Raw genomic sequence first — 14,505 nt, 5'->3', positions numbered from 1 at the left:
TAAAAAGTCAATGTATTGAAATTTAAGGATTATTAAATTTCAAATGGCTCATTTCGAGGAAATGTGCACAAAACCCCATCTAGGAGAAACCGAATTTAATAAAAATGGTGATTTTTGCTATGGACGCATGGAAATAAAACAAATTGAAGATCTCATTGAATATGGCCACCGCACCTCGATAATTTTTACCTATCACATTGAGAACTTACCATCTTGGGCCATGCACAAATCTATCAGAGTAGCGCATACAGATTTGGATAACTTAATTATGGGAATTGATAGTGCTAGATATCAAACTGATTTCACTACTAATTCAGCAGGCTCAATGCACATAATTGGGGAACCTTATCAATTAGACTTACTCTACTAATTTGCTCCATGTCTGGGATTTATATATTCTCTGATTTTACTCTCCTCCTAAGACGTTTCACATCGATGTAAAGATACTTATCTTCCATGAAATACATACCTCTATTCATGTTATTGATTTTTCAAACCCAACAAACTTATGCTTTACCTGATTTATTTAAAGAAGCCTATATTGAAAAAGGGAATTACTATGTGGGTAATGTTTTTGGTGATCATGATTATAAATCAAATACTAATATTAAATTAAATAGCTATTTTATTATGAACACCGAGGTCACTTATCGCCTTTATACAGACGTGAGGAATTGGGCAATGGAACGAGGTTATTTAATTCATGATGGTTGTAATGGTTCAATTTATGAAGACTGCCGTTTATCAAATTTAGAAAATACCCCCATCAAAACCAATCGTAATAATAGAAAAATCTGCTAAAACGGCAATGCATCTATCTAAGCTTGTTTTTTAAGCTTCAGATAGATGAAAATATTATTAAATTTGCCTATTACTTAATTGTTTTATTAAATATAAAAACACTAAAAATTCAATTTTAATATTTAAAAACAATACTATCCAATTAAATGCTGTATATGACTAAATAAAACTTTTGTTGATATAGACGAGTATCTATAAAAATTACAATATAAATTATCTCAATTATCAGTGGATATTATTCTATGCTTCATTGCAATATTTTTAATCATTTCTTTTACGTTGTGAATGGATAAACCAAAAAACGACCAAAATAGAGCAAAGTAACCCGGGTAGTAACAAAATATTAAGAATTTGCCAGCCGAATATATTCAATAATCCCAGTAAAGAGATACTGGTTTTTGAGTTCCCTGTTCTTGTGACTGCCTTTGACACTTTCTCATCGTCACTTTTCGTCACTGTTTTAGTATCTAAACTCACTTTCAGTTTTCTTGAAACGGAATTGTCGCTATACGTTATCAAAACATCTGAGTTATAGCCTTTTGTAAGGACAGCATTAGTCCAAGCTGAGTAATATCTGCAATCCTGGTTATGCTCACTTCCTGTATGTGGCCACGTAGACAACCAATACTTATCCGTTTTAGTTGAATAAGTAAGCTCCACTCAACGAAACCGTAAATCAGGGAGCAATCTACCACCTGTTAACGAAAAAAGTACTGACGTTTAAAGCCTATTATTCGCATTGACCACATAAGATAAACTAGCGAGAGCACCCCTCAAACGAGAATGCAAGAAAACCTGTATCTATTGTCCGTCAGAAACCGCACCTGATATCCCCGACCTGAAAAACGGGGTTTATTGTGTGTGCATCAAAAGAAATAAGAAAAATGTATTTAGTATAATTAATTTGGACTAACAACAAGTACAGTACTGCCTGAATGTATTCCCCCCGTTGCATTGCTACTCGTTAAAGATGATGTCAAAAAATACCTATTTGGGGCTCCTGATGATTTAATAGACAAAGATGATTTAATACGACCACTATCCATATTAACTGTTGTAGCCGAAAGTGTAAATTTAGGTGTATCTCCGCATTCAGTTGTTATTGCTAAACTTTTATTTGAAGTTGAAGTCGGTGCTTGAGGCCCATGATCGATAATTCCACCATTTTCTACCGTGATATTACAAGTAGCTGAAGGAGCAACAGGCTTACGACAATAAGTATCGCGTGAGTTAGCTACCATATCTGCTGTTAAAATCCCATACGGTGTTTCAAGATCACCTGTAGATGTTCGCTTCCCTAACACCGCACATTCTCCTCCTGGTTCAGCACCAGAATGCGATCCACTAAACCCTGCTGCATTTGCTTCACAATTGGGCGCATAACCAATAACAAAATTATCGACAGATGTCGTTTTACAACTAAGAGGCTTAGCCAAACCAGGCATATGAGCTGGATCAGCAAACCACCGACAACGAATAAAACCTGTTTCTAAATTTCCTGAATCACAATGTATGCCATACATAGTTAAAACATCAGTCTTTGTTACTGAGATAATATCAAGAGTGCTTTTCCACTCTGTTTTCGCATTTGTATAAGTTACGCCAGTACTACAGGTAGGACTATTAAGACAGTATCCAATCTCTTGTGAGTAATAAGGCCACTGAATTGGATCTCCAGGTTTTGCGATACTTTCTTCCCCGATCAATATCAAGCACACAAAAAGAAATCGTTTCATCACCATAACTTTTCCCTCTTTATGAAATATAAACCATATACTTCGCATTATCATGTTAGATATCCCTGATTTCACGTGTTCCCGCTCTTCTTATTCATTCCACCAGATATCTTTTCTATCACCATCCACATCCACTAAAAAGAGATTACTGATATTCTACTTTCATTACTGATGAACTAGTGAATTCTCCCGTGGTCAAAGAACTCCCTTCCTTCATAACAGGCACAGCATATAATTCTGGCATATTCGGATAGTTAAAATTTAACCATGAATTCAATGGTAGTGGAGTTGTGCCCTGCTGTATTCGTATCCCAAAATCAGGGACATTCGGAACCGCAAGAACTCCTATAGCTGTTCCAACATTAATACTAGTACCTTCTATTTGTAACTTAAGGGCATTTTTCAATAAGTTTGCTTCTGTACACTTCAAATTATATGGAATTTTGCGACGATAATTATTGCCATCTATCCTAGTCGTCAGTACATCATCAAAGCTTACTACAACTGGCTTATTATCATTGATTGTACACGGAGGTGGGGCCACAATAGTAACCTTAACCGTAATTGAAGATGTATTATCTCCATAACTAATCACCGAAAAAAATCCCAGTAAATACCCGATAAATAAGATAAAGATAGCACGTCTCCGAGTTTGATTTTTCATATTGTCGTCATCCTTATATTAACTTTTGATATTGCCCCAAGCGTACTTATTAACATCTTTATGGGTAATCCAGCTTAAAGATCGACGTTACACTAAAATCGCCACGCTCAATACTTTTCTCAGTAATCGCTAATGACTCGCCTTGAACATACGCCTTAAACTCCAATTGCTCTGTTGCTGACTGTAATGCAAACGCATCTGACGGTTGGTTAAATTTAACAGACTTCCCTGCTGGAGTTTCAATCCCTATTGCAATTCCTTTACTTGGTGTTCCAACCGCTAATAATCCTCCCAATGTAGGGCTTTCCACACCAATAAAGGTCACTTTAACAACATTTCCTAATGATAAATCACAATCGCCTAATTCGATTTCAAAGGGTTGACCGAGTGTCCGTATATTTTTATATAAATATTTATCTACAATAGTTCCAAAATCTACTTCAATATATTCAGAAACTACGATGCAAGGTTCAGCTACGAGCCTACCGTGAAGTCGAACATTTGCTGCTTCGGCTCCATCTATTCCACCCAGCAACATGACACTCAATAGAAATAAGTTAACTCGATTATTCATCGTTATCCTCTATTGATAATGTGCTTTCAAGGTGATTAATGCCTCAAAGCGACCTTCAACAAGAGTTGAACCTGCGCGCTTTACTGGTACAGCCATTAATTCTGGTTTATTTTGGATATCTCGTATTTCAATCTGACTATTGGGTTTTAACGTAGTGCCATCCGCTAGATAGATACGGATCCCCAAATTTTCTTCATTCTCTTTATTACTTTCTAAACTTGTAGTTTTAAATATGTCTGCATTAAACGGAGCTGCTATTCCATCCAAAGTTAACAAGAGCTTCCAGCCCAACGCACTTGTATCTTGGCAATCTAATGTATAATTCAATGGCTTCGCATACTCGACACCATTCACTTTGTTGATGCCTAAACGATCACCAAAATTCACCTCAATCTGGTTTGTTTCATCCACTTTACATGGAGGAGGTGCTATTAACGTGCCCTCAAACCTCATATCACCTGCAGCATAAACTGAAGATGCCATAGAGCTCAAAAGACTCATGATAATTACTAAACCGAGTTGTTGTTTTCGGTACTTAATTAGCACAATCCATTGAGATATATTCATACAGCCTCCTATTCATAGCTTAAGTGAAAATTCACTACAGCATGGTAAGCCCCTGCTTCGAGTGACGCTGCAGTTCGTATTGGTGTCACACTGTAACGCAGGGTATTTTCCCCTTGCTCCAATTGCAATGGTAGACCTCTTTCACCTAAACGCACATCCTGTCGCCTCTCATCTAGCAAACGAAGCCCCAGCCCAGAGACTCCGTGAGCTTTAATCAATTGGGGAGAATCTATATCGTGCATACTACGAAAACTCACACGCACGGCAGGTTGCCCGATTGATTGCATCTGCCCACCCGTACGTGTATCACGTAAACCAATTTCAGTATCTAAACAATCTGCTAAACGCAACTCAAAGCTAACTGGGGTACCAGAATCCCCTATATTTCTCAATTTTCCAGTACCAATCTCATGCAAATCAATATCTTGTCGAGCACTGCTCATTTCTAAACGGCATGCGCTTTCTGTTAAAGCACCGCGAACATACAACACTCCATATGCTCCATCCACATCCCAATTATTTACTTGATTCCAGTTTTTGGTCACTATATGCGATTGTGGCGCAGCCTGTGCGCCACATAAAACTACAACCATCATCTCCAGCATAATAGACTGCCATAGGATTCGAGTTGTATACTTTTGTCCTTTGAATTTGCCCATATTGCTACTCCTTTTATCTTCCTCCTTATTCATGTAAATAGATAAGGAAAGACGTTTCAGCATTAATTCTTATCTGGAACCACCAAGCAAGTAGAACCGCTGCATTGAAAACTCAACTGAGGACGACCACCGTAATCATTCACATACGTTAAAACTGGGTGGTCACCAACGGTTGCCGTATTTACAGTAAGTGGCATACTACTTTTTGGCGGAACCATCATGGGTTCAAAATCCTTCGCACCAGAAGTATTTTTTTTACGACTTGCATCTACAAAAGTGACGTAATATGGTGTCGAATTATTCACAGTATATGCCCCCCCCTGCTTTGTCAGAGTAATTTTGTCTTGTGGGGGCGGCGCCATTGGATCTATCGCAATTCCACTGGGCCGATAAAATAATTTGATCCGTGTTTGTAAAGCAATTTGTAACGTATTAGGCTTATTACTTTTTGGGGGGATCTCACGCAAATTAAAGTAATACACGGATTCTCTATCTTGCGGCAACGTATTGACCGCAGGTAACGATTGAATTTTTATTTGGCTCGGTTTTCCTGGATCAATACGCTGTACTGGAGGTAAAATAGTAAAAGGGCTTTGAATTTTATTACCAGCCTCATCTTCCATCCATCCTTGAGCAAGATAAGGTAATTGCTTATTTTGGTTACTCACGTTCAGACTGACAGACTTTTGATCTCCATCAAATACCACACGAGTACGATCCAGAGCGATTGCTGCATGAGCTGAGCTCGCAAGCATGTTCATTAATACCACACTAGCAATTAATGACTTTCTCGATCCCCCCCCAATTTGAGGTTTATTCAAGCCCCCAAAAGATGCAGAATAGATGCAAAATTTATTCAAATTCATTGTTTAGTTCTCTGTGTTTACGGTAGAAGAATTCAGCTTATTAGCCAGTCCCATCAAAGTATTTATCTATGTCACCAATCCTACTTTCTCAGCGAGAGAGCACTCTACAAGTAAGAATACTGATGGTACAGCCACTGTTGAGCCACCTTCTTTTACCCCAAAATTATTGTTAAAGGTCTACTGAGCTTGAAGTGAAGAATCTAAGTTCACAGTTTTACGATTTTGTTTAATAGACGGCTGAGCCTCATCCATCGTTTGGCAAGCTACCCATAGATACTGAGTCAACATATCGGCTGGCAGCGTGGTTGGAAAAACTAACTTACAGCTTTTATCTTCTCCCCAAGAAACAATCATTGTCCCTCCAGGTTGAATACCACTGAGATAAGCCATCCCTTCATCTCCTACAATTCCAGTATTTTGCTGGCGTTCATTTTTAACTCTCGCCCCAAATGGGGGATAGCTGCCATCAGCTAACTGGATAAGTACCATACCTTTTTGACCTAATATGACGTCAAACTGACGATACCCTATTGCTCCTTCAGTTAAAGTCGCTTGCACAACAGACTTAGTGGCCTCGGTATTGTCATTCATTTTATTTAAATCAATACTCATTTTATTGCGGTTATAACTGTTAACATCACTGATAACAGCTTTTCCCCAAGGGTTAGTCGACGTTGTTGCACCATACCCTCGAATAGGCACATCTGCTGCTCCCATCGTATCAACCAAGAGACGTGTACCTCCCATTATACCAATGCGGTGTCCCCCTCCCCCCTCAGGTGTCATAGTCAGTCCCCCTTGAGCAGAAAGACCAAAGGCACTGTATTGCCCTTGCACATACGACACGTTACCGTTAAAGCGGGCTAAATCGGCTTCATGCGTAATAAAAGCACTAGCGCTCGCCCCCCCCTGAGAGTGACCCGCTGTAAGTTGGTAAGTTGTGTGCTCATCATTCCGATTAAAGTAGCTGGCTTGGTGACTAGTCCCCGCATTATTAGTCGACATGTTGTAACTGACCGTCGAGTCAGCCCCAAACGGCATGGAAATAGAAATATAGGCCCCATCATCCTTAACATTGTTATATTTATTACTAAACGCAGATAACGATAGGCTGACATTACGTACTTGACCAAAATTAAAATATTTCGATAGTGTTAAGTTATAGCGATCGTTTTGAGGGCGATCCCAGTATGTCTCATGGCTGTAGTTAAGGTATGTACTCAATCCTTGTTCTTTAAATTGTTTATTAAATGAAATGGTATACATTTCCTTGCCATGTCCCGCTTGCGTACCATATTGACGAGCATCCAAGTAATCCGTCATACTCATAAATTCGCGTTCAGAGAAACGATAACCCGCAAATGTTACTTGACTATCAATTTTATCAAACGTTTTTGAGTAGCTTAGTCGATATGAACGCCCTGATTGGTTACCCGATGCTTGTGGTAAATGAGCAACGGACTGAGTAATATCAAAAGATAAAGCACCTAGGACCAATAAATCACGTCCAACCCCAACTGCTAATGAATTATAATCTTGGCTATTTAACGTGCCGCCAAACAATGACCAGCCATTACTTACTCCCCAAGAAAACTCTCCTGTACCAAACACCTCCCCCAAAACCCGATGTTTAAAGTCAACGGGTCGGCCAGCTGCGATCTTAAAACGTACTAGCCCAGGACGAGTCAGATATGGAATATTCGCCGTATTCATAGTAAACTCTTGGACGCTACCATCTTGCTCTTCTACTCGCACCAACAGTTCACCGCTAACCGCATCACTCAAATCTTGAATACGAAACGGTCCAGCTGCTACCGAGCTTTCATATAATACTCGGCCTTGCTGACTCACTGTTACAACAGCATTGGTCTTCGCTACTCCCACAATTTCAGGAGCGTAGCCACGTAAATTCGGAGGTAGCATATTATCATCGGAGACCAAACTCCCCCCCATAAAGCGGAAGCTATCAAACATACCCGAATTCAGATAATCCTCACCAAGGGTTAATTTCGCGCGTAGTGAAGAAATAGCACGATATGCATAATAACGTGTAAAATCCCACTGCCGTTCAATCGCTTTATTTGATTGGTTTGAGTGATTAAGGTTCGCTTGCCAATCAGCGCGCAAACGCCAAGCCCCTATATTCAAGCCAGTGGTGCCATTCCCACTAAGGTTATATCCTCGAACACCATTTTTTAATTCATTACGCGCTTGGCCATTCACATTGTAATCAAACATTATTCCCGGTATCCCCTCATCCCATAGTGCAGGAGGATCCCAGTTCTCATCGGTGTATTCTAAAAACGCTTGTGGAATATTTATGTATAAACTATTCGTGGCTAAATCTGCCTCAGTCTCCATTCCGTCAATACTGCTTATAGTTAAACATTCCCCGTCATGACCCCATAGAGCTGATTTCAATGCATCAGGTTTAAATCCAAGTTGTTCAACGAGATGAGGCGTTAAACAAGCTTGACTTTTACTCTGATCCTCCACTTCCGCATAAAAAGAAATCGATTGTTCTGGCAGTTCATTTTTATTAATACGCACTACCATGTCGTATGTACCAGGCATGATATAACCACCCCGAGAGAAGACACTCAAATCGATATTTTGGCGATCAGTGACATCTAACACATCGGTATTAAATTGAATATCATCAGTTGCCAAGGAGATATTAGGTAATGCCAAAGCCACCAAGATACAAACACCTAATACGTGACGATGCAGCCTATAATTTTGTAGTAACAACGTCATCCCTTATCCTTATTAATCATTGTTATTCTTGTATATATCGCATAGTTCTGCGATGTTCCTATATCAAAGAATGAGCTGTTATTTTAGTTATCGTTAGACAGCCGAAACATCACTAAAAATAATCCAACTTGAATCTAATGGTGGAAAAATAGTCACCAGCTTTTAAAGCTCGCTGATTAGGCACAAGTGTTATCGTGTAATTCAGCCATTTATTTCCCAAGATAATATTACGCAGAGGTAATGCCTTTCCTGGTAAAGCCTTGTTTCCGAATTCATCCATGATAAGTAATGCCACACCCGATGCGTCCCCATATACACTGAAATATTCGCCATCCCGATCTCCATCAAATGTAACTTGAAACTGCGACCAGTTCGGTTGATCAGGACGCTCGAGAATACAATTGACTAATTGAATAGAAAATGGCTGGCTATGGCCTCGTCCATGACGCAAGACATCTGCAAATGGAATCACTTTCATATCAATGACTTGCTCGCGACTCTCTACCGCAATAGCACAGGGGGTATTGATAATTGCCCCGCGCATATTGACTCGTCCATGCCCTTCATCTGCAGCCTGTGAGATGGGTCCCCCCCCCAAGGAAAAAACACAAATAAACGCGGAAAGAGAATACGCTTTACCTCGCATAATAAAATCCTTAATCTATTGCCAGTAACTGCCTTATTGAGAAATATGCACACGAAAAAGCTCCGTGTGCATAGGACGTGACACTAAGCAGTGAGGACAATAAGCAACTTAGTTATAATGTAACTCGAAGTTTGTAACTGATTGGAATGTACCTTCAACAACAGGGATACCAGCACCTTCACCTTGTACATATGCAGAGAAGTTTAAGGCATTATCATTTTCGCCTAAGAGTTGTTCAGCTGTTTTTTCACCCAATTTAATAGGTAAAGCACCACCTTGAGCAGTCATTGCAACACCAGCTCCACTTGCAGTACCAGTAATACCTAATAAATCAGTATTTTTCTCAGACGCAGCACCCGTAAATGTGACAGTCACTTTATTTTTGGTCGCTGGATCACCGAATGAACAATTTTCTAAATTAATAGAGAAAGGTCTTGCTGTAGATTTACCACCATCTTTTAGTGCTACATTAGAAATTGAACCTAAATTGATAGATTGATCTTCATCACCAGCTTTAATAGAACAAGGAGCGTCAATAATTGAGCCAAAAAAAGTAATTTTTCCGTGACCTTCATCTTTTCCTGCATTAGCAGTAGAAATTAAGCCTAAAGAAACAACGGTAGCCACAGCAATTGATTTTAATTTCATGAAAATTTTCCTTAGAAAAATAATTTAGTTAAAAAAAAAAACACTACTAATAACATCCTTAAAGGATGCCGAATCTATTCACTAACATAAAAATATAGGTATTTAGTAAATAAAAAACACATCAAATAACACTCCAAGTAAAAGAGAGTTATTTAGAATAAAATATTAAAAATTAATTAATTAATTGTATTTTTAGGTTTTTATTAAAATTAGTTTTTAATAATGACTTTCCATCGTCCACTTAATATCTTCTGAATGACAAGCCATTACACTGAAAAAAAAGTCTGCCCAATCTTTATCTAATACTGTCAAAAAAACATCCAACATTTCGATGTTAATTTTTGTAATTCCTAGTTCATAACGAGAAACCTGTTGTTGACTTAAGTGAACTAAGCAACCTAATTGAGCAGCAGTTAATGACTTATCTTTTCTAGCTTTTTTTAAGAACATGCCTATATCTTGGCTCAAATATTTATTATTCATCATAATGATATACACCGAATAAATTAACAGGGTAACAAAAACAAAATCAATTTTTTATTTCTTGAAAAAATAATCAACATTGACATTAAAATAAATAGAAAGTAGTATTACTTTTGATATTGACATATCAACAAGACCCTTTTCATACTTAGATAACTGTTGTTGAGATACGCCAAGTACTTTGGCCAAATCCGAGCCACTTATATTGTACTTCTCTCTAAGAATTTTTATTCTTTTCCCAACATTTTTTGCAATGATTTTTTTTATTGCATCCTTATTATCCAAAATAGAAAAACATTCAAAAAGTTCATTATTCATTTTGTTACCACTAATGATTTCATAACGAAACAAGTACTCTTAACTAATATCTGGTACCGATTAAGATTACAACCTGTCCGTGTAATTTAAAAGTAAAATAAATCCAAAAAAATTATAAAAAAGATTTCTGTTTTTATAATGCGTATTATGTTACGCCCACAAAGCGTTAAAAACATCGGCGAATTAAATTAACAATGAGATACAACATAAAGATGTTGTAAAAATGTTAATCATGTAAATTGTAACAATTTGTAATTTATTTATCCACAGGTGGTGTATTTCACATTTATATATAGAAAATAATACCGTAATAACTTACGTAAAATTATTCTCTTTTGTAAAATGAACCACGCATTAGCACACAATTAAGCTAAGTGCGAAACGAAATAAAGAGTTCACAACATGACGCTAGTGAAAATTATTTTTTATATCAGCTGATTTTCAATGGGAAAATAGTAACGAATAGAACCCACAAAAAAAACCAAATAAAACCTCAATAAAAAAAAATCTGTAACCAATTGATTAATTTATATTTTAAACTTGAGATAAGGATTGAGATAAGGATTGAGATAAGGATTGAGATAAGGATTGAGATAAGAGTTGAGATAAGAGTTGAGATAAGAGTTGAGATCACACAGCAAAATTTTCTTACACAAGTAACTACTATAGATATCTTGTTCCAACATCTTGGCTTAGCTATTAGACCTTATAGTACAAACAAACCAAATGCTTCCATTAGGAATTGCTAAAAAATGATCATTTAAAAAATAGTCAGAGATTAGTATTTTCTAGATAATATTGAAGTATGATTCTGTAGATAAAAAACCATTATGAGATACGTAGGCAATCAGGATATGTTGAACTAGGACTTAATTCCATATAGGTTTACAGTGTAATACAACAGCATTAATCATTACTCTAGCTTAAATCAGCTAATAAGTATCAAAATATACACACACTAAAAGTAGTTTTGCATTAGACTAACAAACACTGGTGTTAAAATATTTTTTTATGTCGATTATAATAATATTCACAAGTATCATTTCATAATATTATCTATTATCATTAAGAGTTTAACCTATAAATAATTTTCCAAATTTTCTGGAGTATATCCTATATACATAACATATTGAGATATAGAAAAAAACAATAGCCAACAAAAAACAAAATAAGCAATGCTTAGTCTCTTATGAGGATATCTAAATGAATTTATATTATTAATTTAATTACTACAATAAACCCCATAATGCTCACTAGATGTGACTATATACCCATCACTTGTTTGAGGATAAACAAAAAGATCCATCTTTCGACCTCTCTGCGTATAAGCTAACGGTAGAATCTGAGACAACAATGAAGAAGGAGTATTATCATCTATCCCAGTGGTTATTTCATTGATCTCTAACAAATAAACATTCTCATTCCTATTCAAATCAAAGTATAGTTTTCTATTAACAACATAAATATTATCATCTTGAATTATCTCACCTTTAATTCTTAACCATCCATTTTTCTCATTCAATGAAAATGTATATTGAGAATTTAAAAGTAAATTATTTTTTTTATCGGTACGAATGACATTCGAATTACAGTTTATTATTGATAGTTCATTTTCAACATAATAATTTAGAATAATATAAAAAATGGAAATAAATAAAAACAAATAAAAAATAACAGACAAAAAAATCTTTTGTGTACGCACACATCCTCCTACAATACAACATGATATGATATGCATTTATTTGAAAATAAATCAAAGTAACTAAATTTATTTTCGCAATATAAAAAAGAATAATCTGATTTATTATAATCATGCCTTCTCAAATAAATATATTTATAACTATGATTTGTTTTTTTTGATTCATTTTCAATAAAGTTAAAATCAACCAATTCCCAATCACTATCATCATTACAAAATACAACTAAACCATTAAATTCCCCACAATAGGAATAATTATATGCTTTATGTGTATTTTTATTAACATAGTAATATATATAAAACGAAAAAATAAAAAAACATATAAAAATCATTTTGATTTTATATTTATATTTATTATATGTATGATGTATTGTAGACTCCGTAGACTCCGTAGACTCCGTAGACTCCGTAGACTCCGTAGACTCCGTAGACTCCGTAGACTCCGTAGACTCTGATATTTTTTTAATTAGAACATCATTATCTAACATATATCCTTTTCGGGGGATGTTAATAATAATATTTCTTTGATTTAGTTTTTCAAAAGCTTTTCTTAATAATAAAATATTTTGATAAAAAGCATTACTTGTCACATATTCTATTTTATCTTCCCAACCAACCTGAAACAATATTTTCTGACTAGTTAACTGGCCTCTATTTTCTAAAAGGAAACCTAGAATTTTCGAAGACGGAACTAACAAAACTTGACTCATGTCTAAACTACGAGAAAATAAAAGGTTTTCATCATAATTAAACTCGATATCATTATTTATAAGGTATACCATAATTTTTCAGTGTTAAGTAACCATAAACATTAAAAACAATAAATTAACTCATAGTATGAGTGTAACAAAGTTTTTCAATTTATGAAACTTTATCAAAATGGTAGTTCGCATAAATCAGCAAACAAAATACTCAAATAATTAAAAATATTGAATTTTATAATGGCCAGATTCAAACTTGTTAAGCGAATCCCAATATTGTCAACTTTCTGAGCAGGTACTGTGGGAGTATAAGCAGCCAAGCAGTGATGTCATTTTCTGCGCTGAAATGGACGAACAGTGGTGCTATGTCGGGGCTAAATCACGCTAGCAGCGAATTATCTGAATCTGAGACAGTATCTGGCAAAGTTAGGCAGGAAGTCGCTGTCGTTCGCAAGGTCGGTGGAACTGCATGACAAAGTTATTGGACATTATCTGACGATAAATCATTACCAATAAATTGGAGTCATTACCGAATCTTGACTCTTTCAGAAACAGCACCTGATCAACTCAGGCGGCTCAATCAAAAAGGCGGGTATTGGAAGGCTGGTTGTTTCTACCAAACATTGAATCGCATTTTAGCAAGATCTCCGCGAAATAAAATCTATTTCCCGCTCTTGCCATCAACTCTATGTTAAACCTTGGTATTTATACCCGTTTTCAAACCTTCACCAGCTACGGGCACCTCAAACCAAGGCACCATCTAGCAGACTGCTACCAGATTTGAGATTTGAGATTTGAGATTTGAGATTTGAGATAAAGCTACCTTAAATTACGTACGATTACGCGACAAATGCGTAACTCCGCATAATTCATTTTACACCAAGGCTACAGCTGCTTCTGCCGGAGCTGAGCATTTTGACTTAATAAATTCAAACATTGGACGGAATACCTCGAAGGCCGCTACGCCTAACGCTGGAACCAACTCTTTTGCAAATTTCACCTTCTCGCCCGTAAATAATACTCTCTGCCCACCACAGGAGGTTGGTTCCGTTTTAAACCAATCTGCCACGTTCACCGATTTGTAAAAAAGGTGCTCAATCGATATATGCGAATCGCTACCCAGCCCCCAAGGAGTATATAAGGCTTCAGAGTTTGAGGCTTAAGGACTTCACTATTTGGTATGGGTAGCAACATAGCATAATGATGAGTGTACTTAAGCTGCTTTGATAAACCCTGAAATGAGTCAGTGCACTCATCTTTTTCTTTTTTAAGACCATTCCAATCGTCGAATGCCTCATCAAAAGCAAACAAAGCAAACAAAGCAAACAAAGCAAACAAAGCAAACAAAGCAAACAAAGCAAACAAAGCAAACAAAGCAAACAAAGC

The 14,505-nt window shown here is 36.4% G+C and carries 17 protein-coding genes and 1 pseudogene; 3 read left to right on the top strand and 15 right to left on the bottom strand.

Annotated features, from left to right (window positions below; all coding sequences use genetic code 11):
• Positions 1-43 precede the first annotated feature (43 nt).
• Both AC4IFO_RS21795 and AC4IFO_RS21790 read left to right on the top strand, forming a co-directional pair.
• Complete coding sequence (locus AC4IFO_RS21795; protein ID WP_490737563.1) at positions 44-370, top strand: hypothetical protein; 327 nt, start codon at positions 44-46, stop codon at positions 368-370.
• Between the two features lie 86 nt (positions 371-456).
• Positions 457-801: a hypothetical protein gene (locus AC4IFO_RS21790; RefSeq protein ID WP_490737561.1), complete on the top strand. Its 345-nt coding sequence runs from the start codon at positions 457-459 to the stop codon at positions 799-801.
• A 261-nt stretch (positions 802-1,062) separates the two neighbouring features.
• Here AC4IFO_RS21790 and AC4IFO_RS21785 read toward each other — a convergent pair whose 3' ends face one another.
• The 14 genes from AC4IFO_RS21785 to AC4IFO_RS21720 all read right to left on the bottom strand — a co-directional run bounded on the left by AC4IFO_RS21785 (position 1,063) and on the right by AC4IFO_RS21720 (position 13,128).
• Positions 1,063-1,461, bottom strand: a complete 399-nt coding sequence (locus AC4IFO_RS21785; protein WP_490737559.1) for a DUF1173 family protein — start codon at positions 1,459-1,461, stop codon at positions 1,063-1,065.
• Between the two features lie 239 nt (positions 1,462-1,700).
• Entirely contained in the window at positions 1,701-2,543 is an 843-nt protein-coding gene (locus AC4IFO_RS21780) for a hypothetical protein (RefSeq protein ID WP_490737557.1), read from the bottom strand.
• 139 nt (positions 2,544-2,682) lie between these two features.
• Positions 2,683-3,201, bottom strand: coding sequence for a fimbrial protein (locus tag AC4IFO_RS21775; protein WP_490737555.1), 519 nt, complete (start codon positions 3,199-3,201; stop codon positions 2,683-2,685).
• 58 nt (positions 3,202-3,259) lie between these two features.
• Positions 3,260-3,775: a fimbrial protein gene (locus AC4IFO_RS21770; RefSeq protein WP_490737553.1), complete on the bottom strand. Its 516-nt coding sequence runs from the start codon at positions 3,773-3,775 to the stop codon at positions 3,260-3,262.
• Positions 3,776-3,784: 9 nt separating this feature from the next.
• Entirely contained in the window at positions 3,785-4,342 is a 558-nt protein-coding gene (locus AC4IFO_RS21765) for a fimbrial protein (protein ID WP_490737551.1), read from the bottom strand.
• Between the two features lie 8 nt (positions 4,343-4,350).
• Positions 4,351-5,001 (bottom strand): fimbrial protein, encoded by a 651-nt coding sequence (locus tag AC4IFO_RS21760; protein ID WP_490737549.1) that lies wholly within the window; start codon positions 4,999-5,001, stop codon positions 4,351-4,353.
• A gap of 62 nt (positions 5,002-5,063) precedes the next feature.
• Positions 5,064-5,756: a fimbria/pilus periplasmic chaperone gene (locus AC4IFO_RS21755; RefSeq protein WP_490737547.1), complete on the bottom strand. Its 693-nt coding sequence runs from the start codon at positions 5,754-5,756 to the stop codon at positions 5,064-5,066.
• Positions 5,757-6,044: 288 nt separating this feature from the next.
• Entirely contained in the window at positions 6,045-8,624 is a 2,580-nt protein-coding gene (locus AC4IFO_RS21750) for an outer membrane usher protein (protein ID WP_490737545.1), read from the bottom strand.
• Positions 8,625-8,736: 112 nt separating this feature from the next.
• The gene (locus AC4IFO_RS21745; RefSeq protein ID WP_490737543.1) at positions 8,737-9,270 is read right to left on the bottom strand and encodes a fimbrial protein; all 534 of its coding nucleotides are present in this window, start codon (positions 9,268-9,270) and stop codon (positions 8,737-8,739) included.
• A 108-nt stretch (positions 9,271-9,378) separates the two neighbouring features.
• Positions 9,379-9,918 carry a fimbrial protein gene (locus tag AC4IFO_RS21740; protein ID WP_490737541.1) on the bottom strand — a complete coding sequence of 180 codons (540 nt, stop codon included), beginning with the start codon at positions 9,916-9,918 and terminating at the stop codon, positions 9,379-9,381.
• A gap of 216 nt (positions 9,919-10,134) precedes the next feature.
• Positions 10,135-10,404, bottom strand: a complete 270-nt coding sequence (locus AC4IFO_RS21735; protein ID WP_490737539.1) for a helix-turn-helix domain-containing protein — start codon at positions 10,402-10,404, stop codon at positions 10,135-10,137.
• 51 nt (positions 10,405-10,455) lie between these two features.
• A complete protein-coding gene (locus AC4IFO_RS21730; RefSeq protein ID WP_490737537.1) occupies positions 10,456-10,719 on the bottom strand; it encodes a helix-turn-helix domain-containing protein in 264 nt (87 codons plus the stop codon).
• A 1,222-nt stretch (positions 10,720-11,941) separates the two neighbouring features.
• Complete coding sequence (locus AC4IFO_RS21725; protein WP_490737535.1) at positions 11,942-12,421, bottom strand: YqeJ family protein; 480 nt, start codon at positions 12,419-12,421, stop codon at positions 11,942-11,944.
• 8 nt (positions 12,422-12,429) lie between these two features.
• Positions 12,430-13,128 carry a winged helix-turn-helix domain-containing protein gene (locus AC4IFO_RS21720; RefSeq protein ID WP_490737533.1) on the bottom strand — a complete coding sequence of 233 codons (699 nt, stop codon included), beginning with the start codon at positions 13,126-13,128 and terminating at the stop codon, positions 12,430-12,432.
• 304 nt (positions 13,129-13,432) lie between these two features.
• Here AC4IFO_RS21720 and AC4IFO_RS21715 point away from each other — a divergent pair.
• Positions 13,433-13,635, top strand: a pseudogene (locus AC4IFO_RS21715) (IS1 family transposase); the annotation flags it as partial.
• 555 nt (positions 13,636-14,190) lie between these two features.
• On the opposite strand, the gene AC4IFO_RS21710 reads toward AC4IFO_RS21715, so the two are convergent.
• Positions 14,191-14,505 (bottom strand): hypothetical protein (locus AC4IFO_RS21710; RefSeq protein WP_490737531.1); only part of this gene is annotated, 315 nt, incomplete at its 5' end.

The sequence above is a fragment of the Providencia sp. UF-224 genome, assembly GCF_058245955.1.
This window is presented reverse-complemented; position numbering and strand designations above follow the sequence as displayed.

What these genes read in the sequence shown, in the direction of transcription:
- AC4IFO_RS21795 (WP_490737563.1), top strand. Translation starts at nt 44, where the DNA reads ATGGCTCATTTCGAGGAAATGTGCACAAAACCCCATCTAGGAGAAACC.
- AC4IFO_RS21790 (WP_490737561.1), top strand. Translation starts at nt 457, where the DNA reads ATGAAATACATACCTCTATTCATGTTATTGATTTTTCAAACCCAACAA.
- AC4IFO_RS21780 (WP_490737557.1), bottom strand. Translation starts at nt 2,543, where the DNA reads ATGGTGATGAAACGATTTCTTTTTGTGTGCTTGATATTGATCGGGGAA.
- AC4IFO_RS21775 (WP_490737555.1), bottom strand. Translation starts at nt 3,201, where the DNA reads ATGAAAAATCAAACTCGGAGACGTGCTATCTTTATCTTATTTATCGGG.
- AC4IFO_RS21770 (WP_490737553.1), bottom strand. Translation starts at nt 3,775, where the DNA reads ATGAATAATCGAGTTAACTTATTTCTATTGAGTGTCATGTTGCTGGGT.
- AC4IFO_RS21765 (WP_490737551.1), bottom strand. Translation starts at nt 4,342, where the DNA reads ATGAATATATCTCAATGGATTGTGCTAATTAAGTACCGAAAACAACAA.
- AC4IFO_RS21760 (WP_490737549.1), bottom strand. Translation starts at nt 5,001, where the DNA reads ATGGGCAAATTCAAAGGACAAAAGTATACAACTCGAATCCTATGGCAG.
- AC4IFO_RS21755 (WP_490737547.1), bottom strand. Translation starts at nt 5,756, where the DNA reads ATGCTTGCGAGCTCAGCTCATGCAGCAATCGCTCTGGATCGTACTCGT.
- AC4IFO_RS21750 (WP_490737545.1), bottom strand. Translation starts at nt 8,624, where the DNA reads ATGACGTTGTTACTACAAAATTATAGGCTGCATCGTCACGTATTAGGT.
- AC4IFO_RS21745 (WP_490737543.1), bottom strand. Translation starts at nt 9,270, where the DNA reads ATGCGAGGTAAAGCGTATTCTCTTTCCGCGTTTATTTGTGTTTTTTCC.
- AC4IFO_RS21740 (WP_490737541.1), bottom strand. Translation starts at nt 9,918, where the DNA reads ATGAAATTAAAATCAATTGCTGTGGCTACCGTTGTTTCTTTAGGCTTA.
- AC4IFO_RS21735 (WP_490737539.1), bottom strand. Translation starts at nt 10,404, where the DNA reads ATGATGAATAATAAATATTTGAGCCAAGATATAGGCATGTTCTTAAAA.
- AC4IFO_RS21730 (WP_490737537.1), bottom strand. Translation starts at nt 10,719, where the DNA reads ATGAATAATGAACTTTTTGAATGTTTTTCTATTTTGGATAATAAGGAT.
- AC4IFO_RS21720 (WP_490737533.1), bottom strand. Translation starts at nt 13,128, where the DNA reads ATGAGTCAAGTTTTGTTAGTTCCGTCTTCGAAAATTCTAGGTTTCCTT.